The sequence below is a fragment of the Paenibacillus sp. ClWae2A genome (assembly GCF_032452295.1).
GTDB lineage: Bacteria > Bacillota > Bacilli > Paenibacillales > Paenibacillaceae > Paenibacillus.
In genome coordinates, this window is sequence record NZ_JAULSQ010000004.1 from 427097 (window position 1) to 453273 (window position 26177).

Sequence of the window (26177 nt, forward strand, 5' to 3'; positions counted from 1 at the left end):
ACAAGGCAGGCCGTTCTTGCACATCTGGCAGGAGCGGCTTTGTCCATGAGCGAAAGGGGAGTACTCACCGTGAGCAAGCTGTGGGGAGGACGTTTTACAAAACAAACCAATCATTTGGTTGAGGAATATACGGCATCGATCAATTTTGACAAGGCTTTGGCTGAGGAAGATATTCAGGGCAGTCTGGCCCATGTGACAATGCTGGGCAAATGCGGTATTCTTCCGGCGGAAGATGTAGAGACCATCAAAGAAGGATTGATCATCGTTCTGCACAAAATCCGTGCGGGAGAAGTGGAATTCTCCGTATCGGACGAAGACATCCACATGAATATTGAGAAAAACCTGATCGAGACGATCGGCCCTGTAGGCGGCAAATTACATACAGGACGTAGCCGAAATGACCAAGTTGCAACAGATATGCACTTGTACCTGCGCGAGCGTGTGGTTGGATTTGTAGGCATGCTGCATTCCTTGCAGGAAGCACTGATTGGACAAGCGAAAGATAACCTCGATACCATCGTACCGGGTTATACGCATCTTCAACGGGCACAGCCGATCCTGTTTGCCCATCACCTGATGGCGTATGTATCCATGTTCCAACGGGATGCGGAGCGTCTGATGGACAGCTACAAACGCATTAACATCCTGCCACTGGGCGCAGGTGCGCTCGCGGGCACAACATTCCCGATTGATCGTCATTTTGTGGCGGAACAACTGGGCTTCGATGGGGTGTACGAGAACAGTCTGGACGCAGTAAGCGACCGTGACTTCATCGTTGAGTTCCTGGCGGCAGCTTCGCTGATCATGACTCACTTGTCCCGTCTGAGTGAAGAGTTGGTACTGTGGAGCAGCACAGAGTTTGGGTTCGTTGAACTGGACGATGCGTTCTGCACAGGCAGCAGCATTATGCCTCAGAAGAAAAACCCGGACGTTCCTGAACTCGTTCGTGGTAAAACAGGACGTGTGTACGGCAACCTGATCGGCTTGCTGACAGTACTGAAATCTCTTCCCCTGGCATACAACAAAGACATGCAGGAAGACAAAGAAGGCATGTTTGATACTGTAGCAACGCTGGAGGGTGCACTGCAACTGTTTGCTCCAATGATCGCAACAATGACAGTGAACAAGGATCGGATGCGTCAAGCGGTCAACCAGGATTTCTCCAACGCTACGGATATTGCTGACTTCCTCGTAGGCGAAGGCTTGCCTTTCCGTCAGGCGCATGAAGTGATTGGTAAAACGGTGCTGTACTGCATCCAGAACAGCAAATACTTGCTGGATCTGACGATTGATGAATTCCGTCAGTTCTCACCACTGTTCGATGACCGGATCTATGACGTGCTTCAACCTGAAGCGGTAGTGAACGCTCGTAATGTTTACGGCGGAACAGCTTCGGGTCAAGTCGCTGAAGCCATCGGACGCAGTGAGAAGGTACTGGAGATCACCGAGCAATGGATTACGAACCGCGGTTAATACCACGGATACAATAAGTTTCCCGAGATATACAATGCGAAAGCAGGCCGTTGAGAACCTTGTTCTCCACGGCCTGCTTTTTGTGTTTTACAGCTATAGCGAAGTGAGCAAAATATATTTAACTCAGCAGTGAAACAAAGGCATAATGTCATCGGAGTATCAGTCTGATTAAGTCGCAGTCGCTCCATTAACAAATTACATTACAACGTTCTACTAGTCCCGTTTCGGCAAAGGCAACCATTTCAATACATCTTGGATCTTGGCATCCCAGTAGCCCCATTCATGTTCACCAGGCCTTTCCTGGTATGTCAGTTCGAAGTCCATCTGTTCACAGGCTTGACGGAAGGTTTGATTATCCTCATACAGGAAATCTTCCGTTCCGCAGCATTGGTAGAGCAAAGGTCGAGGACTTTCGCTAGATTGATTTTCTTTTAACAGATGGATTAGATCGTTCTCTGTACCTGCCACCTCGGGTCCGAAAATCCGCTGTAACTCCGTCTGTTGTAATGCTGAGGATGCATTTCTATCCATATGTGCAGACATATCGAGTGCTCCAGACAAACTAGCAGCTGCGGCATATTGATCTGGTTTGCGAAGGGCCAGCTTGAAAGCCCCATAGCCACCCATGGATAATCCGGCAACGAAATTGTCCTCCCGTTGGTCTGAGAGCGGGAAGAAAGAACGAGCAAGTGCCGGCAGTTCTTCACTGATAAAGCTCCAATAACGTCCGCCTTCTACCATATCGGTATAGAAGCTGCGGTGAACCTGTGGCATAACAACGGCGATCCCGAGGTTGGCCACATAACGTTCGATGGAAGTCCGGCGCAGCCAGATGGAATCATCATCAGACAGACCGTGTAACAGGTATAGGGTTGGGTGCAGCCCTTTGCCAGTCACATTCTCCATACCAATCTGATTGTGGGTTTGTTGCGGCAGAATGACATGCATGCTGGTGCTAAGCCCGAGCGTATCCGAGTAAAAATCACATTTAATAAGTGCCATGAGTATAAGAAACCCCTTTCATAAGTTCGTTAACCACGTGTTCTGACATGAGACGATGGGATGAAAAATCGGATGCCTGAGCCTCCAAAGTGTGTATATGTAACAGGTTATACGCATTACGCTTCCATTGCAATAACAAGATCTACAGTAGAAAACAAAGAATTTCACACCAGTGGTTAAAGTGGAAAACTGTAATTTGATCATCGATTTTTCAATGTGGTTTACAACGTAACAATGTTATGTTACACTCATTTCAATAAAAAGGGGGACCATATATGACGGATGATTTGATCTCCAAGAAAGAGTTGTTGGACCTGACAGGAATCTCATATGGCCAGTTATACCGTTGGAAGCGGAAAAATCTCATTCCGGAAGAATGGTTCATTCGGAAGTCGTCCTACACCGGACAAGAGACCTTTTTTCCCAAACAACAGATTTTACTGCGCATTGACAAGATTCTCAATATGAAAGACGGATTATCGCTGGATGAGCTGGCAGACGTGTTCTCACCTACGTTGGGCGAAGTGGAGATGTCTGCACAGCAACTATTAGAGCGAAACATTGTTTCACAAATCTCGCTGGATCTGTTAAAAGAAGCAGGTCGAGAACAACCGCTGTATGCTTTGGAGCAGATTATGATGCTCTACGTCCTTGATAAGCTGTTAATGAGCGGAGATATTACTCGGCAAGAGGGTGCGTTGCTGATCGAAGTGATGTCCGAACATTATTATCGTTTTACAGGCAAACCCAGCGAACTCGTACTTATTCGTAAGATGGGTGTTCCTTCATTCATGCTGGTAACAGCAGGAACGGAGTTTTATTTTGACAATGGTGTGAAAGTGGTTCTTAGGCAGCCGATAGGAACATTTATGGAAGAATTAAAACTCAAATTGGGATAAGGAGAGGATCATCTATGGAAGAGCGAAATAAGCGGAATGATCTGAATGTGGCGGGCATAAGTCAAACGGCAGGCGGGAATTTTCACCGTGTATCTATTGATGGCATGGCTAAGGTGAACGGCAACCTGGACTGCACCTCTATGGAAGTGAATGGAACATTGAAGATGCACGGCGCTTTGAGTTCCGAGAGTGTAACGATTAACGGCATGTGTACGTTGAATGGCCCTTTGACCAGTTCTCGTGTTCGGGTGGATGGCTTAACTACGATTAACGGAGATCTCCATAGCCCTGAGCTTGAAGTGAACGGAAAGTGTACCGTACGTGGAAGAGTGGATGGGGAACGAATTGATATTGGCGGTGTGATCGATATTGAAGGGGATGTCCAATGTGAGTCCCTGAATGTACGGGGCAATATTAAGATCAGCGGCTTACTGAATGCGGGAACAGTGGAGATCCGACTTCACACATCTTCTTCGGCTAAAGAGATTGGCGGAGAGCGCATCGATATTCGTCGCAAGGAACAACAGAATGGATTTTGGAAAAGTATTGGTCTGGGCGGGACCCCTTCTTTTAAGACATCTTTAATTGAGGGTGATGAGATTGTGTTGGAAGATACCGAAGCTGATATTGTTCGGGGGAGTAACATTTTTATTGGTCGCGGCTGTAACATCAGGCTGGTCGAGTATTCAGGTGAACTTGAGGTGGATCAGGATGCCAAGGTGGGCAGCAGTCAGCGAATTTAAAGTTTGGATATGGAGAGAAAGGGATGGGATCGACATGAATAACAATCCGGGGCGTTCATTGGAGAAAAAAATGGATATCAGCATCGTTGGTGACGGCAGTTCTGCTGGGGGCGTGTACGGCAAGGTCAAGGTCGTAGGGGACTCATCCTTTAACGGCAATCTATACTGTGATCGATTCAAATGTACGGGTACATCGGTCATATACGGATCGCTTGAATCCACAGAGATTAAAATTACCGGAACCCTTACTCTGACAGAGCGCGCTGCCAGCAACGATGGTGAGGACGGAATCCAGGCATCTGGTCTGTATGCCAAAGCTGAGCAGATAAAAGTGGTCGGTGAGCTTCATCTGTCAGGGGATTGTCAGGCGGAAAATATCAAGCTGAACGGACGATTGACGATAGCTGGGATGCTCAGCGCTGAACACATGACACTCAAAATCATGGGTCCATCCGAGGTCAAGGAAATGGGCGGTTCCATCATCTCGGTGAAGAGTGGCCGGTTGAATGACTTGTTTAAGGGGAATAAGTCAATTCTTAAGGCACAGATTATTGAAGGTGACGATATTGAATTAGAGAATACGGAGGCCGAGATTGTCCGTGGCGATAAAATAAAAATCGGTTCTGGCTGCCGGATTGGCTCAGTGGAATACCGTTCATCTCTGCAAATTCATCCGCAATCGGAAGTTTTGCTGCAAAGCAATCGGTCCTTGGACTGATTAACGAAAACTTCTTTTCGGATATACTAATGCAGTCATATGAATAGAGCGTGAATGGAGAGATTGAGTACAATGGTTGCACGTAAAAACAGTATTGGATTGGTGCTGGCAGGGTTATTGCTCAGCATACTAATGGCTTCGATGGATAATACCATCGTGGCAACAGCTATGGGGGATATTGTCGGGAAGCTGGGTGGGCTCGACAAGTTCGTCTGGGTTACCTCCGCGTACATGGTGGCTGAGATGGCGGGGATGCCAATCTTCGGTAAATTATCCGATATGTATGGACGGAAGAAGTTTTTTGTATTTGGTATTATTGTGTTTATGCTTGGCTCAGCGCTGTGCGGAACGGCAACGTCTATTGTGGAATTGACGATGTACAGAGCGATTCAAGGTATTGGTGCGGGTGCCTTGGTGCCGATTGCCTTTACGATCATGTTTGATGTCGTCGCACCGGAATCACGTGGTAAACTGGGTGGATTGTTTGGAGCGGTCTTTGGCCTGTCCAGCGTATTTGGACCACTGCTGGGTGCTTACATTACTCAGTATGCGACATGGGAATGGGTATTCTATATCAACCTGCCACTCGGCTTGATTGCATTTGTGTTTATTGCGTTCTTCTATAAAGAATCTCATCAGCATCAATCCCAACAGATCGACTGGCTGGGTGCAGTAACGCTGATCGGCGCTGTAGTGTGTTTGATCTTTGGTCTGGAACTGGGCGGCAAAACGTTTGCCTGGGGTTCGTGGCAGATTCTTGGCTTGTTTGCCGGATTTGTAGCACTAGCGCTGCTTTTCCTGTTTGCAGAAACAAGAGCGAAGGAACCAATCATCTCCTTCGGTATGTTCCGCAACCGTGTCTACTGGTCCAGTAACGTTATTGGTATGTTCAGTGGTGCGGCGTTTATTACAGCATCCGTCTACATTCCGATCTTCATACAGGGGGTACTCGGTGGTAAAGCGACCAACTCCGGTCTCGTACTATTGCCGATGATGCTGGGGTCTGTTGTGACGGCGTCCTTGGGCGGGGTGTTGATGACCAAAATCAAGTATCGCAATATCATGATTCCTACGTTGGCCTTGCTTGTCATTGGACTTGGATTGCTGACTACACTGGATGAGAATTCTTCCCTTTGGACGATACGTATCTACATGGTGATGGTTGGTCTGGGTGTCGGTGCTTCGTTCTCCGTACTTAGCAATGCAGCCATGAACGCCTTTGAACCGCAAAGACGCGGAGCAGCAAGCTCCACACTTAACTTTTTGCGGTCCCTCGGCATGACGATGGGCATTACGATCTTTGGTATCGTACAGAGCCAGGTATTTACGCGTAAAATGAATGATGCTCTCGCTGGTTCAGCTGGGGAAGCAGCAGGTGGTGCTTCAACGGGGGGCATGCCGCAGGGAGTGGATCTGACCGATCCACATGCGTTGCTCTCACCAGAACTCAGACAGGCGATTCCGCCTCAGGTGCTGGATACCATCACACATGCCCTGTCTTCTTCCATCGTGCAATTATTTGCCTGGGCTGTAATTCCAGCTGCACTCGCGCTGGCTGCTTCCTTCTTCATGGGAAAAGAAAAGATGGTTGTAGGCGAAGAGCAAGGCGAATACACCGGCGGTCACTAAAACGTAATACAGTAAACCATAAAGTTAAGGTTTTTTAAAACATGAAAGACACACTTCTCGTGTATCCCAAAAGGGGCGGGATGTGTGTCTTTTTGTTTTGTTGTCTTCGAACATAGAACCTAAGGCTGTTTCGTATCACTAATCCCGTCCTCAACCACAGAAGGCCCTTGTGAATCAGGCAGGCTGCTATGACCAGAGCGGGCAATCAGGCGATTCTGAGCTTTGTACGTGTCCCGTGTAATCGTTTTGGATTCGACCACTTTGCCGTCCAGCCTCTTGGTTCTTACCGTCTCCACAATATATCCAGGCTGTCCGTCTTGCAGCACCTGCTGTGCACCATCAGGCAGTACCGTACTGGACACATACTTTACCGGAACACTTAATGTTTCAATGGTGCGAGATTCAAGTGTATAGCTGACGTTCTCCGGGAAGGTGCCGAAAAATTTTACCATCAATTGGTGGTTCTTCACCTCTGCATGAATGAGTAAGGATTTTCCAGTATTATTCTTGAAGCGAAAGTTGATGGCTCCGGAGGCAAAGGTGGCATCCAGTCCTTTCGGCAAATATTTGACCGGCAGGGAATGGTTGCGACGCTCAATAATATCAAGACCCGTCAATAGCGCTGCGTTATACACTGTACTAGATACCTGGCAGATTCCCCCGCCAATTCCGGGGGTTAGTCTTCCATTGACAATGACCGGTGCCTCACGAAACCCATACTCCTTTTCAGCTTTACGGACGACCTTCTCATAATCGAATGTGGCATCCGGTGGCAAAATCATGCCGTTAATCGCTTCCGCCGCTGCGCTGACATTATGTATCCGGCCTTCACTGCTATTGCCCAGACCCGTGGAGAACTGGATGATCTTTCGGTCAATGCCTTCCTGGCGTAGCGAATCAAGGGTTACTTCAGGCTTCAGCGTATACAGTGGTACCTGGATCAGCAATGGGGCAGGTTTCTCATCCGGGTTGAGTACACTGAAATCCTTGTGTAGCTTCGTCTGAATGAGATTTCCGAGTGTTTCCCAATCAATCCGGCGGACGCCCTTTTCCGGGATATACTGAACTTTGTCACTTGTGGTAATGCGGCGAACAGCGTCCGCGGGTGTACCGAAGGTTTCTTTTTCCCAGGCAGGGCTGAGATGTTCTTGAAGTGGCTGTAAGTCGTAGCTCATATCCAGAGAGAACTCTTTCGGAAAATGATAACGTGCATACGCGCGTTCCCACAGGTTACCTTCCTCCAGCTGCTGTACCGCGGATTCCAAGCTGTTAACGTTGTAGCTCACCCCCACTTGAGCTGCGGTATACGACATCGTCTGGGGATCGGGTTCAGCCACTTCGAAGGTAACAGGCCAGTCCTCCAGCTTTTGGATCTGTTCATTTAATTCATGCAATACGTTCTTGCGATTCTTCCCCTCCACCAGCATGCCGCCAACATGAACATCTTTGGGCAGGGCAGGTTGATTCACGTACATATACAGCAATCCATAAGACGCGGAGCCGATCAAGAGGATGGAGAATAGAACAATGACCGTCACATGTATTTTTTTCATAACCGTACGCTCCTTTATACTTCTGTTGTTCCGCACTTTGTAACACTTTCTATATATATGATCCAATGCAGGAAAACTTTCGGGTACTCAATAGGTAACAAATTTGTTACAATAAACTTCATATGAATCCATGCTTCACCAACGAAATAGGGACGAAGTGGATTTTTTCCTGATGAAATTCAGGTCTTTTTAAAGGAAATGCCGGGATTGTGTCGAAATGATAATGGCTAACTATGCGAGCAGGAAGTGATGATGTGATAGAAATGCAGGACGTGTGGAAGACCTACGCCAATGGGACCCACGCATTACAAGGGGTGTCGGTGAAGATCGACCGCAATGAATTTGTTTATATCGTCGGTCCGTCCGGCGCAGGTAAATCGACATTTATGAAATTGATGTACAGAGAAGAAGTTCCGACCAAAGGACAAATATCCATTAACGGATTTAATATTGGTAAGTTGAAGCCAAGAAAGATTCCTTATGTGCGTCGTAACATCGGCGTTGTGTTCCAGGATTTTCGTCTGCTGCCACGTATGACAGCATTTGAGAATGTGGCATTTGCCATGGAAGTTATTGAAGCGCCGAAGCGTCATATCAAGAAACGAGTGATGGAAGTGCTCGACTTGGTGGGACTGCGCAGCAAGGCGAATCGTGAACCTTCACAGCTCTCGGGTGGAGAACAGCAACGTATTGCTATTGCACGGGCTATCGTCAATAACCCATCGGTTATTATCGCGGATGAGCCTACAGGTAACCTCGATCCGGAGACGTCGTGGGGCATTATGCAACTGCTGGATGAGATTAACTTCCGGGGAACAACCATTGTTATGGCGACCCACAACAAAGATATCGTGAATACGATGCGTAAACGGGTAATCGCGATTGAACGTGGACAGATTGTACGGGATCAGATGAGAGGGGAATACGGTTATGAATTTTAGTACTCTCTTGCGCCATCTGCGGGAGGGATTCAAAAACGTATTCCGCAACGGCTGGATGTCTGTGGCCTCCATCATGTCCATTATTGTGTCGCTATTGATTCTTGGTGTGTTTATGCTGCTGGTCCTCAATGTGAACTCCATGGCGAATCAGGTTGATAGCCAGGTGGAGATCAGCACGTTCCTCGAACTGAATGTGGACGAGAACCTGCGTAACACACTGGAGAAAGAAATCAGCGCGATGCCTGAAGTAAGTGAGATTCGTTTTGTTTCCAAGGAAGAAGGACTCAAAGAGTTCCGTGAGCGTCTTGGAGAGAGTGCAGATAACGTTCTTAGCGGTTTCGATGTGGACAACAACCCACTGCCGGAGACCATTGAAGTTGAGGTCATTGAACCGGAAACCGTCACTTTTGTGGCGCAAAAAATCGAAGCTTTGAACGAAAAACACCCGGAGAAGCCAATCATGAAAGTGAACTACGGCAAGGAAACGGTGGAAGTGTTGTTCAAATTTACGAAGCTTGTTCGTAACATCGGATTTATTTTTGTTGGGGGACTGGGTCTCATGTCCATGTTCCTGATCTCGAATACGATTCGCGTAACGATTCTGGCACGTCGCCGGGAGATCGGTATTATGAAGCTGGTCGGCGCAACCAACACCTTTATTCGGTGGCCTTTCTTTATTGAAGGTGCACTCATTGGATTTATTGGCTCGGTCATTACGGTTGGGGTGCTGTTTGTTGGATATAGCCAGTTGATGGCCACGATTGGTCAGGATGTCTTCATGCAGATGCTTAACTTGATTCCGCTCAGCGAAATCTGGCTGCTGTTTGGGACACTGTTGATCGGACTGGGTGTGCTGGTAGGTATTTTGGGAAGTACACTGTCCATTCGGAAATCACTCAACGTTTAATTTTTGTTTTCAACGATCGAATTGCAGAATATGTCGAAAAGAATGGCAAAGCAGGTTCATTAATGGACGCTGTTTGACGATATGTAGGGAAGACGGAGTCTTTAAGATTGAAGAAAGCAAAGAACATGCTGTTCACCACCTGTGCAGGTTGCTTTCTTGTGAAATCATAGGATGGGGGATCATCATTTTGAAAAAAACTGCTTCGCTGCTGGCCTTTACGTTATTGGCCAGTTTGACGCTTCAACCTTCTGACGGATATGCCAAGAGTAGCATCAGCGATATTGACCAACAGATTCAGCAACTGGAGAGCAAGGCGGCTTCTGCCAAGCAGGAGCAAAAAAAAGCGGCTTCCAACAAAAAGGAAGCTCAGCATTACAAGAACAAAACCAACGCTTATCTGAAGGTTGTCATGGAACAGATCAATGTCGTTAGTGATGAACTGGCCAGTGTATCCTTGCAGATCGAGAACACGGAGGAAGATCTCCGTACAACGAAAAAAGATCTGCAAGCGGCAGAAGAACGCATTGTTGCAAGGGAAAAATTGTTGGAGTCACGCGTGCGTCTGATGTATACGGACGGTGCTGTATCCTATCTGGATGTATTGTTGTCCTCTACTAGTTTCACTGACTTTCTGACCCGTGCGGATTCACTCAAAACAATCGTGGATCAGGATCAGCATCTGTTGGATGAGCACAAAGCGGACAAGCAACTTGTCGTGGACAAAAAGGCAGAATTGGATGTGCAATATGCGGAAGCCAAGAGCCTGTATGCACAGAAGAAACAGCGCAAGTCCCAATTGAATGAAAAAGAAGCGGAAAAGCAAGTGCTTCTCGCTTCATATGATGCTAAAATTGAAGAGTCAGAAGAGCTGACACAAGAGCAGGAAGATGTATTAATGCAGATTGCCAGCAAACGTTCGGCACTTCTTCAAGAGAAAAATAAATTGCGTGAACAGCAAGCTGCAGCCGCAGCCAAGGCAAAAGCCGCAGCTGCTGCCCGCGCGAAAGCTGCAGCCAAGACACCAACCAGAGTCAGTTCGGATAGCAGCACGAGTGGTTCAACCAGTTCATATTCAGGCGGCAATGGCATATTTAGTATGCCTATCTCTGGTGGAAGGATTTCCTCGTCGTTTGGTCCACGTACACATCCTATTACCGGAGAAGTGGGCAAACTGCATGCTGGCGTTGACTTTGCTGTTCCGCAAGGAACGACAGTACGAGCGGCCTCCGGTGGTGTCGTGATTGTTGCTGAATGGATGAGCGGTTATGGTAATGCCGTAATTATCGATCATGGTGGAGGATTATGGACCTTATATGCTCATAACAGTAGTTTGAGTGTTAGTAAAGGCGATACCGTCTCACGTGGAGATAAGATCTCAGAATCAGGCAATACCGGTAATTCTACGGGACCGCACTTGCATTTCGAAGTACGTGAAAACGGGACTCCTGTCAATCCGATGAACTATCTGTAAAATCTGTTTAAGCACCGAATGGAAAAAACATATTCCGTACAAGCTAGACATATACTAAGCTGGCATGTTCAGGGAATGGATTCTGGCAACAATGGAATCGGACACGCTTCAAAACTAAAGGCGGTGACAAACGGATGATGAAGAAAAGATCGGCGCTACTGCTTGTCATTGTGGGTCTCCTGGGTGGTAGTTTGCTAACCCTGGTATTAATGACTTATCCAGGAATAGCGAACCAGACCACAGCGGGCGAAGGTTTGCTGGCTAGTGTAACCGGCAATACACAGCAGAAGAACGATTTGAAAAAGATTGAAACTGCGATGGATTTGATCTCCAGCAACTATTATAAAGACGTGGATCAGACCAAATTGATTGACGGTGCGATCAACGGCATGATGGAATCGCTTGGTGATCCGTACTCCAACTATATGGGGCAGGAAACAGCTGCTCAGTTTGAAGAGTCGATCGAAGGTTCATTTACCGGTATTGGCGCAGAGGTATCCTCACAGGATGGAAACGTTGTTGTTGTTTCCCCAATCAAAGGATCTCCTGCCGAGAAAGCGGGTATTCGTGCAAAAGACATGATTATGTCGGTCAACGGCGAATCCCTGCAAGGTTTGGAACTGAACAAGGCTGTCAACAAAATCAGAGGTCCCAAGGGCAGTGAAGCGAAGGTACAGGTCAAACGTGCCGGATCTTCCGAGCTGATTGAATTTGTGATTGTACGGGATGACATTGATCTGGAGACCGTATATGCTCACATGGAGGATGGCGGAATTGGTGTTATTGCCATTACTCAATTCTCTTTGAATACAGGCGATCGCTTCAAGGAAGAGTTGGCGAAGCTTGAGAAGCAGAACATGAAAGGTCTGGTCATCGACGTACGGAATGACCCAGGCGGTGTATTACAAGTTGTTATTGATATTGCTGAACAGTTTGTTCCTAAAGGCAAGGTTATTGTGCAAGTTGAAGACAAGAACGGCAAAAAGGAACAAAGCAAATCCAATGGATCAGCCAAAGCTTATCCAGTCACAGTCCTGATGAACAAAGGCAGTGCCAGTGCGTCGGAGATTTTGGCCGGTGCATTACAACAGTCAGCAGGTGCTAAGTTGATTGGTGAAAATTCCTTTGGTAAAGGAACCGTACAGACGAGTTATGACAAGCAGATGGGTGACGGCAGCTTGCTGAAGATCACTATTGCCAAATGGCTCACTCCGAACGGAGACTGGATTCATGAAAAAGGAATCAAACCGGATATTGCGGTAGACCAGCCGGATTATTTCTCGGTGGCACCGATTAATAAAGAGAAGTTACCACTTAAATATGACAGTAATAGCACGGATGTGAAAAGTGCGCAGACGATGCTGAGAGGACTCGATTTCAAACCGGATCGTGTGGATGGATACTACGACCAGAAGACGGAAGAAGCGGTCAAGGCATTCCAGAAGCAAAAAGGCATTCAGGCCACAGGCCAGATTGACGAGAAAACCGCTGAATCACTGGAAGCGGCTCTGATTGAACGTATTGCCAATCCTCAATATGATGCACAGCTGAAACGCGCGATCGAAAATGTCTCAAAGGATATTTCGTCCGCTGTGTCGAAGCCATAAAGAAGGCTGATTTTCAGCCTTCTTTTTTTCTGAACCGGCTGAAAGAGAGGGGTGAAGAGCCACAATGGAATGGGTATGGCCGTGGTTAACTACATTAGGAGAAGCATTGTTGCAGTTGTTTATTCAGCCGTTTTATTATATTGCGGTGATCCTGATTGCGCTCATCTATCATCGTCAGTTGCTGCAGGAGCGTAAATTGTTCCATGTTCGTTTGCAAAGCTCGATAACACAGACGATTCGTGCCGTGCTCGGAGGCATACTCATTGGTACCATCGTCTCGATTGTGTCCCTATTCCTCGGTGCACATCTTACACTGGGAAGCCTGATATGCATATGGGCTGCAACGTTAATTCTATCCTTGTTTCGTATCCGGTATCTGTGTTTTGCCTACGCAGCCGGGTTACTGGGTGTGCTGCAATTTGGTTTGAATCTGGCTTCAGGCTGGCAACCATCGGGTTGGATGGGGAGTATAACGGAAACGCTACGTACCCTGGATATGCCTGCACTGCTTGTCTTGGCGGCACTTCTACATATGGGTGAAGCCCTGTTGGTACGCATGCAGGGGGTATCCATGGCATCACCGCTTCTCTTCGAGGGAAAACGCGGGAAACTGGTTGGTGGATATCAACTGCAACAGTTCTGGGCCATTCCCCTACTGATTCTTGTCCCAGTCACAGGTAGTGGCGCGGAACTGGCTTGGAATCCACTGATGAATGCAGGTCATAGTTACATGCTGGTTGCGTTGCCGATTATGCTCGGATTTGGTGAGATAACGCAGAGTATGCTTCCGGGACAGAAGGTGCAGATCTCATCCAAGCGATTGATGATATATGGCGCAATTTTGCTCGTGTTCAGTTTGCTTGCTGCATGGTGGTCTCCACTCATGGTGGTTGCTGCGCTGATCGCATTTATTGGACATGAATTTCTGGTATGGTACAGCGCGTTTGAAGAGCAAAACCGTAGTCCGGTATTTGTCCATCCGCAGCATGGGTTGAAGGTATTGGCTGTTATTCCGGAGAGTCCTGCAGCGGATTTGGGGATTGAAGCAGGAGAGACCTTGTACAAGGTGAATGGTAAGTTGGTTCATTCACCGGAAGAGTTGCATCGTGCTCTGCGGATGAACCCGGCTTTTTGCAAACTTGAAGTGCGAAATCATCAGGGAGAAAGCAAGTTCATGCAACGAGCGATCTATGAAGGGGAGCATCATCAGCTTGGGGTCATTATGGCACCGGACAATCACGAGGTCTGGGCGATTCGGTTACGTCCACTGACGCTGTTCCATATCATCAACCTCAAATTGTTTGCCCGTCTGAAAAAACCACACAGGGACGAAGCTCCATTGGCGTTACCGCCAGCCCCTGCGGCCAGTGATAAAGGGTCCGTGGAGATGTAATTGGCATACGTGATTAGGTATATTGCATAAATCAAGCCATGAAAAAGGTATTTCCGAGCGCCGTCACAGGCAAGGGAAATACCTTTTTGTTATTTTTTCAACATAAAGATGGCGATTTGGGTCCGATCACGCAAGCTCAGCTTGCCGAGAATATCCGTGACGTAGTTTTTGACCGTGCCTTCACTGAGAAACAGTTTGGCGGCAATTTCTTTATTGGATAACCCCTCCGATATGGCCTCGGCAACCGCCAGCTCCATACGGGTCAATCCATAGGCTTCGATTGGATTCGGGGTCAGGGGAATCGCAGCAGGACGAAGAAGTCCTGTTAGCTTGCGGGCAATATCCGGATGAATTAACATATCACCGTTATGTACGGTCTTGATGCCTTGAATGATCCGTTCGGGTGGAACATTTTTGAGCAAATAACCGCTTGCTCCATTCTGTAATGCCTGAATAATATACTCATCGTCGTCAAACGTAGTCAGCATGAGCACCTGGATTTCAGGAAAACGTGCCTTGATACGTTTTGTACCTTCAACACCGTCACATTCCGGCATCCGAATATCCATCAACACAACGTCCGCAGGCGTTCCTGCTTCAAGCAATTCCAACGCTTCCTGCCCATTTGAGGCCGTGCCTGTAACACTAATGCCGGAGCCCAGTCCGAGCAGGACTTTAAGGCTCTCACGAATGAAGTAATCATCGTCAGCGAGAATCAGCCGAATAAGTGGGAGCTGGCCTGAATCATTCTTATTGTTCACATCATTCCGTTCAGACATGAGAACATTCACTTCCTTTTTCAGAGTATATTCATCTGGTTCGTTATTGGAATGCGTGTAATCACCGTATATGGATAAGCCAATTGGATCTCCAAGGTTCCTCCCACCATTTGTGTACGCAGACGCATGCCTTCCTGTCCTATGCCATTTACCTTAGTGGAATGGGGATTAATTATGCCATCATTACTTACGCTCATACAGACTTCCTGATCCCCGAATACCAACTCCACTGTGATTGAAGAAGCATTTCCGTGTCGCAGGGCGTTGGTCAAGGCTTCTTTGGCATTTTTGTATAAAACAATCTGTATGCTGGGATACAGCGCATGAGATAGGCCATGAACTTCATAATTTGTCTTTACGCCGGTGTCTCTACCGAATTCCTCTAGGAGACGATCCAGCGAGTAGGCTTCGGATGCATAGGAGTTAGGTTGCAGTTTGTGCAGTGTGCTGCGCATATCATCCATACTGGTGGCCAACTGATCGCGAATCTGTCTCACCATTTCCGTTCCTTGTTCCATATTCAGGGGGAGGGTCAGCAAAGCGGCTTCCGACATCATTTTGGTGCGAATCATTCGGTGTCCGATATCATCATGAAGCTGTCTGGAGATACGAGTGCGTTCCTCTGCCTGAGCTACTCCTTCAAGTTGCTTTGTAAATAGTAGCAGCTGTTCGCGCGCTTCTTGTAGCTCGTAATGTTTACTGCGGAGCTCGTCATAGACTTGTTCCAGTTGTCCGCGGCTGCTCGCCGTTCTTGATACCTGCCAAGACAGAGCTGCGGTGATGAGCAGAAGCAGGTTGCCAAGAACCATCGCTGTTGCTTCTGCGGAGAGTAATGTAGTGGCGGTTGTATTTAGTGTGGTTAACCCTGGCTGCGGTGCCTGTGGGTCAGCATAATACCAATCCAAAGCGACATTGCTTGCGACAAGCTGAATTGCAAACATCATCCACCTCGGGCTTCCCTCCAGTCTGTATATATACACGTAGAGCGCGGATAGAGAGAGGAATAGCAGGAATGGTCCATACGAAGCAATCAGCCAGCAGCTCCAGAGTATTTCGGCAAGAAGAAACAGCCATTGCTGTGTATTTGAACGGTAGAAATCTTTCCACACGGAGAGTCCAAGCGCGATGATGATATACAGGGTGTAGACGGCTTCGTTTTCCAAGGGGAGCATCAACAGGTACAGCACGGCTGGAACGAGAATTAATCCGTATTGCAGAAACCGCATCGGCATATGGTTGTGACATCCTTTATATAAAAAGTGGAGTAGAAAATCTCTCGGTAATGCGCCCTTGATTATACCATAAGCAGCATTCGAATCAGGAGATGACTTAAGTCACCTTCGATTCATGACTTTTCGTACCTTCGCTACAGAGTGCGATCCGTTACAATACAGGTATGAAATCCAGCGGCGGAAGCCGAAACGGAAGAGGGGCGTAAAAGGGATGGGTATACTTGAAGTGGATCATGTTGTGAAACGATACGGCAGCAAGCTGTCCGTGGATCATTTGAACCTTAGTGTTGGCAAAGGCGAGATTTTTGGATTGCTCGGTCCCAATGGAGCAGGAAAAAGTACGACCATCAGCATGATTGCAGGGCTCCTGAATATGGATCAGGGTGAAATTAGATTAGATGGTATATCGGTCAAGGAGCGACCGCTTGAAGTAAAGCGCAAGATCGGACTGGTTCCGCAGGATCTGGCTTTATACGAAACCATGTCTGCTGCGGCGAATGTGACCTTTTTTGCCCGACTGTATGGACTGCGTGGGAAATTACTTAAGGAAAGAGTGCAGGAGTCCCTTGAATTTGTAGGGTTACAGGATAAAGCAAAGGATGCTCCCTCGACCTTCTCTGGTGGTATGAAACGCAGGTTAAACATCGCATGTGCGATTACACATCGCCCGGATCTCATTATTATGGATGAGCCGACAGTTGGCATTGATCCGCAATCTCGGAATCATATTCTTGAATCCGTACGCACACTCAACAAGATGGGTTCAACAATTATATATACAAGTCATTACATGGAGGAAGTGGCGGCGATTAGTCACCGGGTCGCGATTATGGATCAGGGGCGAATTATTGCCTGTGGGACTGAAGCAGAGCTGAGAGAACGGGTAGCATCGGAGGAAAAAGTAGTGCTCTCCACTTCCGGTATCGGTGCAGACGTCGTGGAAGAACTGAAACTTCACCCCCGTGTGCGGATGGTAGACGTTTCAGAGAATACGCTGACCATTACGCTGCCTTCGGCACAGCAGGATCTCCAGGATCTGCTCTTCATTTGCAGCAAACATGAAGTAGCCATTCAGTCGCTCAAGGTCGAAGAGCCGGATCTGGAAACGTTGTTCCTCAATCTGACCGGGCGTACGCTTCGGGACTAGGGGGAACAAGAGATGAATATATGGCATATTTGCATCTTTGAATTGAGGCGTATTCTTAAGATTCGATCTGTGGTGTTGAACCTGTTTATTCTGCCGTTGTTACTGATTTTTATATTGGGCACGGCACTTTCCAGTACGATGGGGACGGCGGATGATGTTATTCCGGATACTGTACGTGTGGGAATCATTCATTTGAGTACTGAATCAGGTGGAGGATCAAGTACGCTTAATCAAGCGCTGGATACATTCGTTCATTCCCCGGGAGTAGCTGAGATGGTCAAAGTACAGAACTTTACGACAGAAGAAGAGGCCGTCCACTCGCTGCGTACCGGCAAGCTGGACTTTGCTGTAATGATCCCTTCGGATTTTGAACAGAACGTAATGATGGGGAAAGAGGCCAAGTTACAGTGGATACGAGGAAAGGACAACACTCTGAATACCTTGGGTGAAACCTTGTTTACACGTTTTACGGATGAATGGAACAGACAGATGGCGATTACCAAAGTGCTCGGTCCAAAAGTGGTTGCTGCCATGACCTCATATTCGGAGTCTGGTGCAGCGAATTCCACCTCCATTGCTGTTATTAATCCCGGTAAGACAGGTACGTCGTATAGTGCCTCCCAATACTATGCAGCTTCCATGCTGGCGATGTTCATGTTGTACTCGGGCATGACAACCAGCACCAGCCTTTTTGGAGAGCGTGATAACAAAACGTTAATTCGCCTTCAGGCTGCACCTATAGGCAATGGAGTTATTTTCGCTGGCAAAATTGCAGGCAATAGTCTGCTCGCTTTCTTACAAGCAACGACGATTATCCTTATGACATATTGGCTCTACGGTGTGGATTGGGGAACCCATCCTTGGTATATTGTGCTGACTTGTGTATTCATCACATTGGCCTCCATGACCCTTGGCGTGATCGTGGCATTGGTATGCAAAAGCACGGCATCGGCCAGCGCAACCTTACAAGGTATCATCATTGTTATGACATTCATTAGCGGTGGATTCAGGCCCATTCCGATTGATTTTGTACAACGGATTAGTGAATTTACGGTTAACCACTGGGCGCTCCAAAGTTTTCTGAGAATGATGCTGGATGCACCTGTAGCAGAGATTGTTTATAACATTCTAATGTTAGGCGCGGTATGCGTTGTATTACTGTTCATCTCAGGAATGATCTATAGAAAGGCAGGATACCGATATGAATAGTCTACACATCGCCTGGTTGATGATTAGACGTACACTCGGCCGTAAAATGGGCTTCATTACGTTTCTGCTTCTACCTTGCCTGGTGATTACAGGAGCGGTTGCTCTTTTTGGGAGCGAGCAGAGTGCACGTACTGTTATTCCCTATGTCAATGAGGATGGAGGGGTGGCAGGGACATGGATGATTCATGAACTTGCTGACAAAGAGGAGTATCTGCTCAAGCCGATGACAAACGAAGCAGAAGTGAAGGAAGCCATCGCTCAGCAAAAAGGAAGTTCGGGCATTATCATTCCGGCACATTATACGGAGGATCTGTTACAAGGAAAGCCAACCGAGATCCAACTGGTGGAATTGCGTATAAGTGAAGATTCCTATACACTACGTACGGCAGTTGAAGGTTTGACCAGCGGATTGCAACAATCTGCTATAGCTGTTAAGGTGGCGGCAGGCCCTGTCTCAAGTGAGACTGACATACTATCGAGTATACAGAAGTCATTTGAACAGCTTTTACAGGAGATCGGAAAACATCAGGTTGCTGGTGAAGTCACCGATCTGCAGATCTATCCCAAGCCAGGCCTGAACAATGTGACTGGATTTACAATCATGTTTATGATGGGGCTGCTGACCAGTGCAGTGGCTGTGATCATGGAAGATCGCAGGAAACGTACGATGGCCAGAGTATATACGGCACCCGTCCGTGCATATGAGATTGCGCTTGGTAATTTCCTCGGCAGCTTTGTCATTGGCATGATTCAGATTGTTCTGGTTTTGGGAGTCAGCAGATGGCTGATTCATTATGATGCTGGTATTCCTTTTGGCATTCATTTCATCATCTTGGCCGCATTCATGCTGGTTTCCATGGGGATCGCAAGTACCGTGGCAGGATTAATCCGTAATTCCAAAAATGCGAACATGTTGAATTCTCTTATTATTATGCCAACCTGTATGATAGGCGGTTGTTTCTGGCCGATCTCCTTGATGCCGGACTATATGCAGAAGCTAGCCAACTTTGTTCCGCAGAAGTGGGCGATTCAGGCGGTGGAAACGATCTCTGCTGGCGGTACATTGTCGGATATCACATTGCCACTATTGATTTTGTTTGGCATGGCTGCCATTTTGCTGACTGTAGGCTCTGCGATTCTACGCCCTAGCCAGCCAGGAGTAGAGGCATAAGGTAAATACCAATTTTGAAGAAGCCGAATGCATAAGGGTGCATTCGGTTCTTTTATATTAAGGGGCTCAGTGAAACAGATGATTTGACTGAATTTATACACTACACTGTTACGTCAATGTATGGAGTTATACCTATGTTCTGTTGCTTTAAATCTATGGTAGATTATTCGTGTAGGGCTGAACTAGACAGGTTACGATCTGTCACGTATGATATGTTGCAGTCGGCGCATAACAGCGTGTGGTTTCTTCTATAGCAGTGTAGATGTTAAACAGAAAGAGGGTTAGAAGCTTTATGACAATGATAGGAATAGATCTTGGAACAACAAATAGTTTGGTATCATGCTGGGTCAACGGGGAATCCGTTATTATCCCAAATGCTCTCGGGAATCGTTTGACACCTTCAGTGGTGAGTGTGGACGACAATGGGGAAATTTTAGTAGGGGAGATTGCCAAAGAGCGATTAATCACGCATCCAGAAAAAACAGCATCTGTATTTAAAAGGTACATGGGAACAAACAGAACGTTTAGTTTGGGTACATATCAATTTTTGCCTGAAGAGTTATCGGCCTTTGTCTTGAAATCTTTGAAAGCGGATGCCGAAACCTATTTAGGTGTTGAAGTAACAGAGGCTGTTATCAGTGTGCCAGCATATTTCAATGATACTCAGCGAAAAGCTACCAAACGTGCTGGACAACTGGCAGGAATTAAAGTAGATCGACTGCTCAGCGAACCAACCGCTGCAGCGATTGCGTATGGCCTGCATCAACAGAAACCAGAGACAAAATTCCTCATTTTTGACCTTGGAGGGGGAACCTTTGATGTATCCATCCTGGAATTGTTTGACGGAATTATGGAAGTAAAATCAGTAGCAGGGGATAACTTTCTGGGAGGGGAGGATTTTACCGAACTGATTAAGCATTGGTTTTTGAATCATCACCAGATTCAGCAGAATGATCTGTCTGACAAGGCACAGATGGCGATTTGGAAGCAGGCAGAGTTATGCAAGCAGGCATTGAGCGAAGGGCGTGAAGGAACGATAACCTTGACACTTGAAGATGGTGTGAAAGAGGTGAGCATTGATCGCACCCAATTTGAACAGTTAGCGAAGCCGCTGCTTGCCAGGTTGCAAAAGCCTGTGGAACGTGCGCTCCGTGATGCCGCCGTGCAACTCGATGAATTGGATGCCGTTATTCTTGTTGGAGGAGCAACCCGCATGCCTGTAATCTACTCGTTTACGGGTAAATTGTTTGGCAGACTGCCAGCAAATTACTTGCACCCTGATGAAGCCATCGCCATTGGCGTGGGAATTCAAGCTGCTATGAAAGCTCGCCATGCGGATGTGCAGGAAGTTATTCTGACAGATGTATGTCCATATACTTTGGGGATTTCCATCTCGAAACCTTTAGGTGAAGGTCGATATGAACCGGGTATTTTTGACCCAATCATCGAACGGAATACGGTTGTTCCGGTAAGCAGGGTTCAACGTTACTGTACGTTAAGGGACAATCAAACTAAAATTACAGCTGATGTGTATCAAGGCGAAAGTCGCCTTGTCGAAAACAATATTAAACTTGGTGAACTGACGATTAATGTACCACCTGCACCGGAGGGGGAACAGGCTATAGATGTTCGCTTTACTTACGATATTAATGGCATCTTGGAAGTGGAGGTGTCTTCCGTGGATACGGGTGAAAAGAAAGTGGCGATCATAGAAGAGAAAGAAAGCGGTTTGTCCCACGAAGAGATTGCCCAACGTTTCAAAGAGTTGGAGTCTATCAAAGTACATCCTCGTGAGCGGATGGAAAACCGGCATTTGTTAGCGCGTGGAGAACGCTTATACGAAGAATCTCTGGCAGAGCAACGTTTGGTAATCTTAGATGCCATGTTGAAGTTTGAAGAGAAGTTAAAACAGCAAGAAGATCGTGAAATTAAGAAGGAAGCAGAAAAATTGAAATTGACGTTGGATGAGATTGAAAACAGTCACCGATTATAGTGAGAAGTGTAACATCATAACGAAAAGCACGGTCTTGTTCGAAGAGGAACAGAGATCGTGCTTTTTCAATGTTTGAAAAGATGAGATAACATTAGACCATTTTAAGAAGTGAAGATTAAGGTTGGAGTTGACGCAGGACAGTTATTTCGACCCGACGGTTCTTTTGTCTTCCGGCCGCTGTGGTGTTGTCACCCGTTGGGCGAGTATCCGCATATCCGGCATACTGGAAGCTGTCCGGGTTAAGCTTCTCTGTATCCAGAAAAAATCGTAATACAGACAGTGCACGTTCCCCGGAAAGCTGCCAGTTATCGGTATAGGCGGAGTTTGCTCCCACAGGAACGTTATCGGTATGACCCTCAATGCTGACAACGGTATTCAGATCACGGAACAGGCTGGCAAGTTTACTGAGTGTTGGCGCTGCACCGTCCTTTAGAGCGGCCTGTCCCTGATCAAACAGGAAGCGGTCACTAAGTGTAATGGATAGGCCCTGTGGCTTGTCCGCAACAAAAATCTGATTTTCCAGTTTATTATCCTCGATATATTGGGTAATCACATTGAACAGATTTTGCAATTCCTGCTCCTGTGATCTGAATTGTTCTTCCCGTTCTGTAAGGGGCTTGTTGTCATCATCTGGTGTTGCAGCCCCGGAATCGGAAGGGCTTCCTTCACCTTTTGAAGGATCTTCACCCTGAACCTCGGATGGTGGAGTCTCTGTAATCGTTTGACCGGGTTTCTCACCGAGTCCCTCACCAAGCTCAAGGATAGAGTCGGACGCATTGAATGTATTTTGTAACGATTGAGTAACGACGTCATATTTACCGGAATCCAGATTGCTCATGGCATACATGATGACAAAAAAGATCAAAAGCAGAGTTATGAGATCGGCATAAGTAATCATCCAGCGATCCCGATGATCGATAGTTTCACGTTTTCCGCGCCGTTTACTGCGCCGACTCATCCAATCCCTCCTTTGCTAGGGGACGTATATGCTGACGATGCGTGAGGGTGAAGGACTCCAGTCTTTTGCGTACAAGCTGGGGATTCTCACCGTTCTGAATGGCAAGTACACCTTCGAGAAGCATTTCCATGGTCTGCACTTCATCGGCACCTCTGGATTTGATCTTGGAGGCAATGGGCAAAAAGATAAGATTGGCACTGGCGACCCCATACAGGGTTGCGGTAAAGGCAACAGCAATGGCAGGTCCGAGTCCTGTGGGATCGGTCAAACTGCCAAGTACCTGAATAAGTCCCATCACGGTTCCGATGATCCCCATGGTTGGAGCGTACCCACCAGCGGACTCGAATATTTTGGCATAACCCTCATGTTTTTGTTCAATCGAGTCAATCTCCATCTCCAGGATCTGGCGGACCACATCCTGATCCGTACCATCAACAACCATCTGAATACCGTCTTGCAAAAATGGATGCGGATGATCCATAACCTTGCGTTCCAATGCAAGTACACCTGAGCGGCGTGCGATTGAAGACATCTCCACCAGTTCTTCGACCCATAAGCCTGATTCATTATTGTGACGTCCAAAAGCCATACGCAGGGCAGCTGGAATCGTACGAAGGCGATGCGCCGGGAAACTGGCAACCACAGCAGCAATCGTCCCACCGAATACAATTAAAGCAGCCGTTTTTTGCAGGAGACCGGACAATTGGCCGCCTTCCCACAAAAAACCGCTAATGACTGCGGCAATTCCGGCAATAATACCGATAAGTGTCGCAATATCCATAAATTAACCCACTCCTATCTTCATTTCACGTTTGCATCACTAAAACGAACGAGGTATAATTAAACGGGAACAAATATTCCTATTACTATAAGTTTTCCCATATGAAAATTCGGGGAACTTCGACAATATATAGTGACTATTATTTTAGACGATAGGGTGAGATACGGCAATGAGCGATATTATAATGAGCGACAAAACGTTCGAAATCGAGTCAGAGTTTTCTCCCCAAGGTGATCAGCCGGCAGCCATTAAAGAATTGGTGAAGGGTGTTCAGGAGGGGAAGAGGTACCAGACATTGCTGGGTGCAACGGGTACGGGTAAGACGTTTACGATAGCCCAGACGATAGCCCAACTGCAACGTCCGACGCTGATTATTGCACACAACAAAACGTTGGCAGCGCAGCTTGCAAGTGAGTTCAAAGATTTTTTTCCTAATAACATGGTTGAGTATTTCGTCAGTTATTACGATTATTTTCAGCCAGAAGCATATATCCCGTCCTCCGATACGTATATCGAGAAGGATTCCAGTATTAATGAAGAGATCGACAAACTGCGGCACGCAGCGACAAGTTCGTTGTTTGAGCGCAGGGACGTCATTATTGTAGCGAGCGTTTCCTGCATTTATGGTTTGGGTTCACCGCACTCGTATTCAAGCATGTTGCTGTCACTTCGGGTAGGCATGGAGAAACCGCGCAATCAGATTTTGTCTCGTCTGGTAGAGATCCAGTATCAGCGGAACGATATTAACTTTGTACGGGGTACGTTCCGTGTTCGTGGGGATGTTGTTGAGATTTTCCCTGCCTCCAAGGGCGAACATGCCATTCGGGTTGAATTGTTCGGTGATGAGATCGAGAAAATTACGGAGATTGATGTGTTAACCGGAGAACTGATTGGCGAACGTGAACATATTGCCATCTTCCCGGCGTCTCACTTCGTAACGCAAGAAGAGACGATGAAGGTTGCGCTGGTGAACATTGAGCGTGAACTGGAGGAGCGTCTTGAGGTGTTGCGTGAACAGGGGAAACTGCTGGAGGCTCAGCGACTGGAGCAGCGCACACGGTATGATATCGAGATGATGAAGGAAGTTGGATTCTGTTCGGGGATTGAGAACTATTCCGGTCCACTGACTTTCCGCGAACGGGGCGATACTCCATATACACTGATGGATTACTTCCCGGATGACATGTTGATCGTGGTCGATGAGTCTCACGTGACTCTGCCACAGATCCGTGCGATGTACAATGGTGACCAGGCGCGGAAGACGGTATTGGTTGAGCATGGTTTCCGCCTGCCGTCGGCGCTGGATAATCGTCCGCTCAAATTCGAAGAGTTCGAAGGCAAGATGGATCAAATTATCTATGTATCGGCCACACCGGGCCCGTATGAGATTGAGCATACCGATACGATGGTGCAACAGATTATCCGTCCAACTGGACTGCTTGATCCAATCATTGAACTGCGTCCAACCAAGGGACAGATCGATGACTTGATTGGTGAGATTAACGACCGGATTGCCAAAGACGAGCGTGTGTTGATTACAACATTAACGAAGAAGATGTCCGAGGACCTGACGGATTATCTGAAGGAAGTTGGAATCAAGGTTCGTTATCTGCACTCCGAGATCAAGACGTTGGAACGGATGGCGATTTTACGTGATTTAAGATTGGGCGTTTTCCATGTCCTAATCGGAATTAACTTGCTCCGGGAAGGTCTCGATCTGCCGGAAGTATCCTTGGTAGCCATCTTGGATGCCGACAAGGAAGGATTCCTGCGTTCCGAGCGTTCACTGATCCAAACGATTGGTCGTGCGGCACGGAACAGCGAGGGTCGCGTTATTCTATACGGTGATAAAGTGACCGATTCAATGGATAAAGCGATAAAGGAAACAGAGCGTCGCCGTGCAATCCAGATCGAGTACAACGAGAAGCACGGAATTACACCACAAACGATTCGCAAAAAAGTGCGTGATGTGATTGAGGCAACCAAAGTTGCCGAATCCAAGAAAGACTATCTCACAGGCGCAGCCGAGAAGATGTCGAAGAAAGATCGCCAGGCGCTTATTCAGCGCCTAGAGGTAGAGATGAAAGATGCAGCCAAAAACCTGCAGTTTGAGCGTGCTGCTGAGCTTCGCGATGCGTTGCTGGAACTTCGCGCTGAATAAGATACAGCTCATTCATATGCTCCAGTAAAGATGGATCTGTAACAAGAGAACGGCCAATTGGGCGTTCTCTTGTTGAGTAAGGAAATCGTCGATATCTACCGATAATAAGAGATGTTGAAATCTTGAAATCAAGTCTATACTGATAGAAATGTTGAAATTGGTTAAAAGGTTTATAGGAAAGCAATTGGGAGTCGAGAGTGCCCCAGTGTTGACCTCGGAGCCGAGCCGAAGGCAATGGCGACCTTGCCGCGACCAAGGCGAAGCCGAGAGCGTCCCGGTATTGACCTTGGAGCCGAGCCGAAGGCAATGGCGACCTTGTCGCGACCAAGGCGCAGCGGAGAGCGTCCCGGTGTTGACCTAGGAGCCGAGCCGAAGGCAATGGCGACCTGCCGCGATCGAGGCGAAGCCGA

The 26177-nt window shown here is 47.4% G+C and carries 21 protein-coding genes; 15 read left to right on the forward strand and 6 right to left on the reverse strand.

Annotated elements, in window-relative coordinates:
* The first annotated feature begins 69 nt into the window (after positions 1–69).
* Complete coding sequence (gene argH, locus QVE09_RS16590) at positions 70–1473, forward strand: argininosuccinate lyase (RefSeq protein WP_315937710.1); 1404 nt, start codon at positions 70–72, stop codon at positions 1471–1473.
* Positions 1474–1686: 213 nt separating this feature from the next.
* Here argH and QVE09_RS16595 read toward each other — a convergent pair whose 3' ends face one another.
* Entirely contained in the window at positions 1687–2475 is a 789-nt protein-coding gene (locus tag QVE09_RS16595) for an alpha/beta hydrolase (protein WP_315937670.1), read from the reverse strand.
* A 275-nt stretch (positions 2476–2750) separates the two neighbouring features.
* Between QVE09_RS16595 and QVE09_RS16600 the strand changes: the two genes are divergently transcribed.
* The 4 genes from QVE09_RS16600 (at position 2751) to QVE09_RS16615 (ending at position 6464) form a co-directional block, all read left to right on the forward strand.
* Positions 2751–3374 (forward strand): YhbD family protein, encoded by a 624-nt coding sequence (locus tag QVE09_RS16600; protein ID WP_315937671.1) that lies wholly within the window; start codon positions 2751–2753, stop codon positions 3372–3374.
* 14 nt (positions 3375–3388) lie between these two features.
* The gene (locus tag QVE09_RS16605) at positions 3389–4117 is read left to right on the forward strand and encodes a polymer-forming cytoskeletal protein (RefSeq protein WP_315937672.1); all 729 of its coding nucleotides are present in this window, start codon (positions 3389–3391) and stop codon (positions 4115–4117) included.
* 34 nt (positions 4118–4151) lie between these two features.
* Positions 4152–4835: a hypothetical protein gene (locus QVE09_RS16610; protein ID WP_315937673.1), complete on the forward strand. Its 684-nt coding sequence runs from the start codon at positions 4152–4154 to the stop codon at positions 4833–4835.
* Between the two features lie 72 nt (positions 4836–4907).
* On the forward strand, positions 4908–6464 hold the full coding sequence (locus QVE09_RS16615) for an MDR family MFS transporter (protein WP_315937674.1): 1557 nt from the start codon (positions 4908–4910) through the stop codon (positions 6462–6464).
* Between the two features lie 119 nt (positions 6465–6583).
* On the opposite strand, the gene QVE09_RS16620 is transcribed toward QVE09_RS16615, so the two are convergent.
* Entirely contained in the window at positions 6584–8017 is a 1434-nt protein-coding gene (locus QVE09_RS16620; protein WP_315937675.1) for a VanW family protein, read from the reverse strand.
* 254 nt (positions 8018–8271) lie between these two features.
* On the opposite strand from QVE09_RS16620, the gene ftsE reads away from it, so the two are divergent.
* From ftsE to QVE09_RS16645, 5 genes are all read left to right on the forward strand, one after another.
* The gene (gene ftsE / locus QVE09_RS16625) at positions 8272–8958 is read left to right on the forward strand and encodes a cell division ATP-binding protein FtsE (protein WP_024631580.1); all 687 of its coding nucleotides are present in this window, start codon (positions 8272–8274) and stop codon (positions 8956–8958) included.
* A complete protein-coding gene (gene ftsX, locus QVE09_RS16630; RefSeq protein ID WP_315937676.1) occupies positions 8948–9865 on the forward strand; it encodes a permease-like cell division protein FtsX in 918 nt (305 codons plus the stop codon). Before ftsE ends, ftsX begins: the two co-directional genes overlap by 11 nt.
* Positions 9866–10052: 187 nt before the next feature.
* Positions 10053–11336 carry a murein hydrolase activator EnvC family protein gene (locus QVE09_RS16635; protein WP_315937677.1) on the forward strand — a complete coding sequence of 428 codons (1284 nt, stop codon included), beginning with the start codon at positions 10053–10055 and terminating at the stop codon, positions 11334–11336.
* A gap of 134 nt (positions 11337–11470) precedes the next feature.
* Positions 11471–12943, forward strand: coding sequence for a S41 family peptidase (locus tag QVE09_RS16640; RefSeq protein WP_074096593.1), 1473 nt, complete (start codon positions 11471–11473; stop codon positions 12941–12943).
* A 64-nt stretch (positions 12944–13007) separates the two neighbouring features.
* Positions 13008–14336, forward strand: coding sequence for a PDZ domain-containing protein (locus tag QVE09_RS16645; RefSeq protein WP_315937678.1), 1329 nt, complete (start codon positions 13008–13010; stop codon positions 14334–14336).
* Positions 14337–14425: 89 nt separating this feature from the next.
* On the opposite strand, the gene QVE09_RS16650 is transcribed toward QVE09_RS16645, so the two are convergent.
* Positions 14426–15115, reverse strand: coding sequence for a response regulator transcription factor (locus QVE09_RS16650; RefSeq protein ID WP_315937679.1), 690 nt, complete (start codon positions 15113–15115; stop codon positions 14426–14428).
* 20 nt (positions 15116–15135) lie between these two features.
* Positions 15136–16347 carry a sensor histidine kinase gene (locus QVE09_RS16655; RefSeq protein WP_315937680.1) on the reverse strand — a complete coding sequence of 404 codons (1212 nt, stop codon included), beginning with the start codon at positions 16345–16347 and terminating at the stop codon, positions 15136–15138.
* Positions 16348–16558: 211 nt separating this feature from the next.
* Here QVE09_RS16655 and QVE09_RS16660 point away from each other — a divergent pair, with 211 nt between their 5' ends.
* The 4 genes from QVE09_RS16660 (at position 16559) to QVE09_RS16675 (ending at position 21867) form a co-directional block, all read left to right on the forward strand.
* Entirely contained in the window at positions 16559–17494 is a 936-nt protein-coding gene (locus tag QVE09_RS16660) for an ABC transporter ATP-binding protein (protein ID WP_315937681.1), read from the forward strand.
* A gap of 12 nt (positions 17495–17506) precedes the next feature.
* Positions 17507–18703: an ABC transporter permease gene (locus tag QVE09_RS16665; protein WP_315937682.1), complete on the forward strand. Its 1197-nt coding sequence runs from the start codon at positions 17507–17509 to the stop codon at positions 18701–18703.
* A complete protein-coding gene (locus QVE09_RS16670) occupies positions 18696–19874 on the forward strand; it encodes an ABC transporter permease (protein WP_315937683.1) in 1179 nt (392 codons plus the stop codon). Before QVE09_RS16665 ends, QVE09_RS16670 begins: the two co-directional genes overlap by 8 nt.
* A gap of 292 nt (positions 19875–20166) precedes the next feature.
* Complete coding sequence (locus QVE09_RS16675; RefSeq protein ID WP_315937684.1) at positions 20167–21867, forward strand: molecular chaperone HscC; 1701 nt, start codon at positions 20167–20169, stop codon at positions 21865–21867.
* Between the two features lie 115 nt (positions 21868–21982).
* On the opposite strand, the gene QVE09_RS16680 is transcribed toward QVE09_RS16675, so the two are convergent.
* Together QVE09_RS16680 and QVE09_RS16685 are read right to left on the reverse strand one after the other, a co-directional pair.
* Entirely contained in the window at positions 21983–22825 is an 843-nt protein-coding gene (locus QVE09_RS16680) for a flagellar motor protein MotB (protein WP_315937685.1), read from the reverse strand.
* Positions 22809–23606 (reverse strand): flagellar motor protein, encoded by a 798-nt coding sequence (locus QVE09_RS16685; RefSeq protein ID WP_315937686.1) that lies wholly within the window; start codon positions 23604–23606, stop codon positions 22809–22811. The genes QVE09_RS16680 and QVE09_RS16685 overlap by 17 nt, the downstream gene beginning before the upstream one ends.
* Before the next feature lie 169 nt (positions 23607–23775).
* On the opposite strand from QVE09_RS16685, the gene uvrB reads away from it, so the two are divergent.
* A complete protein-coding gene (gene uvrB / locus QVE09_RS16690) occupies positions 23776–25767 on the forward strand; it encodes an excinuclease ABC subunit UvrB (protein WP_091013102.1) in 1992 nt (663 codons plus the stop codon).
* Positions 25768–26177 lie beyond the last annotated feature (410 nt).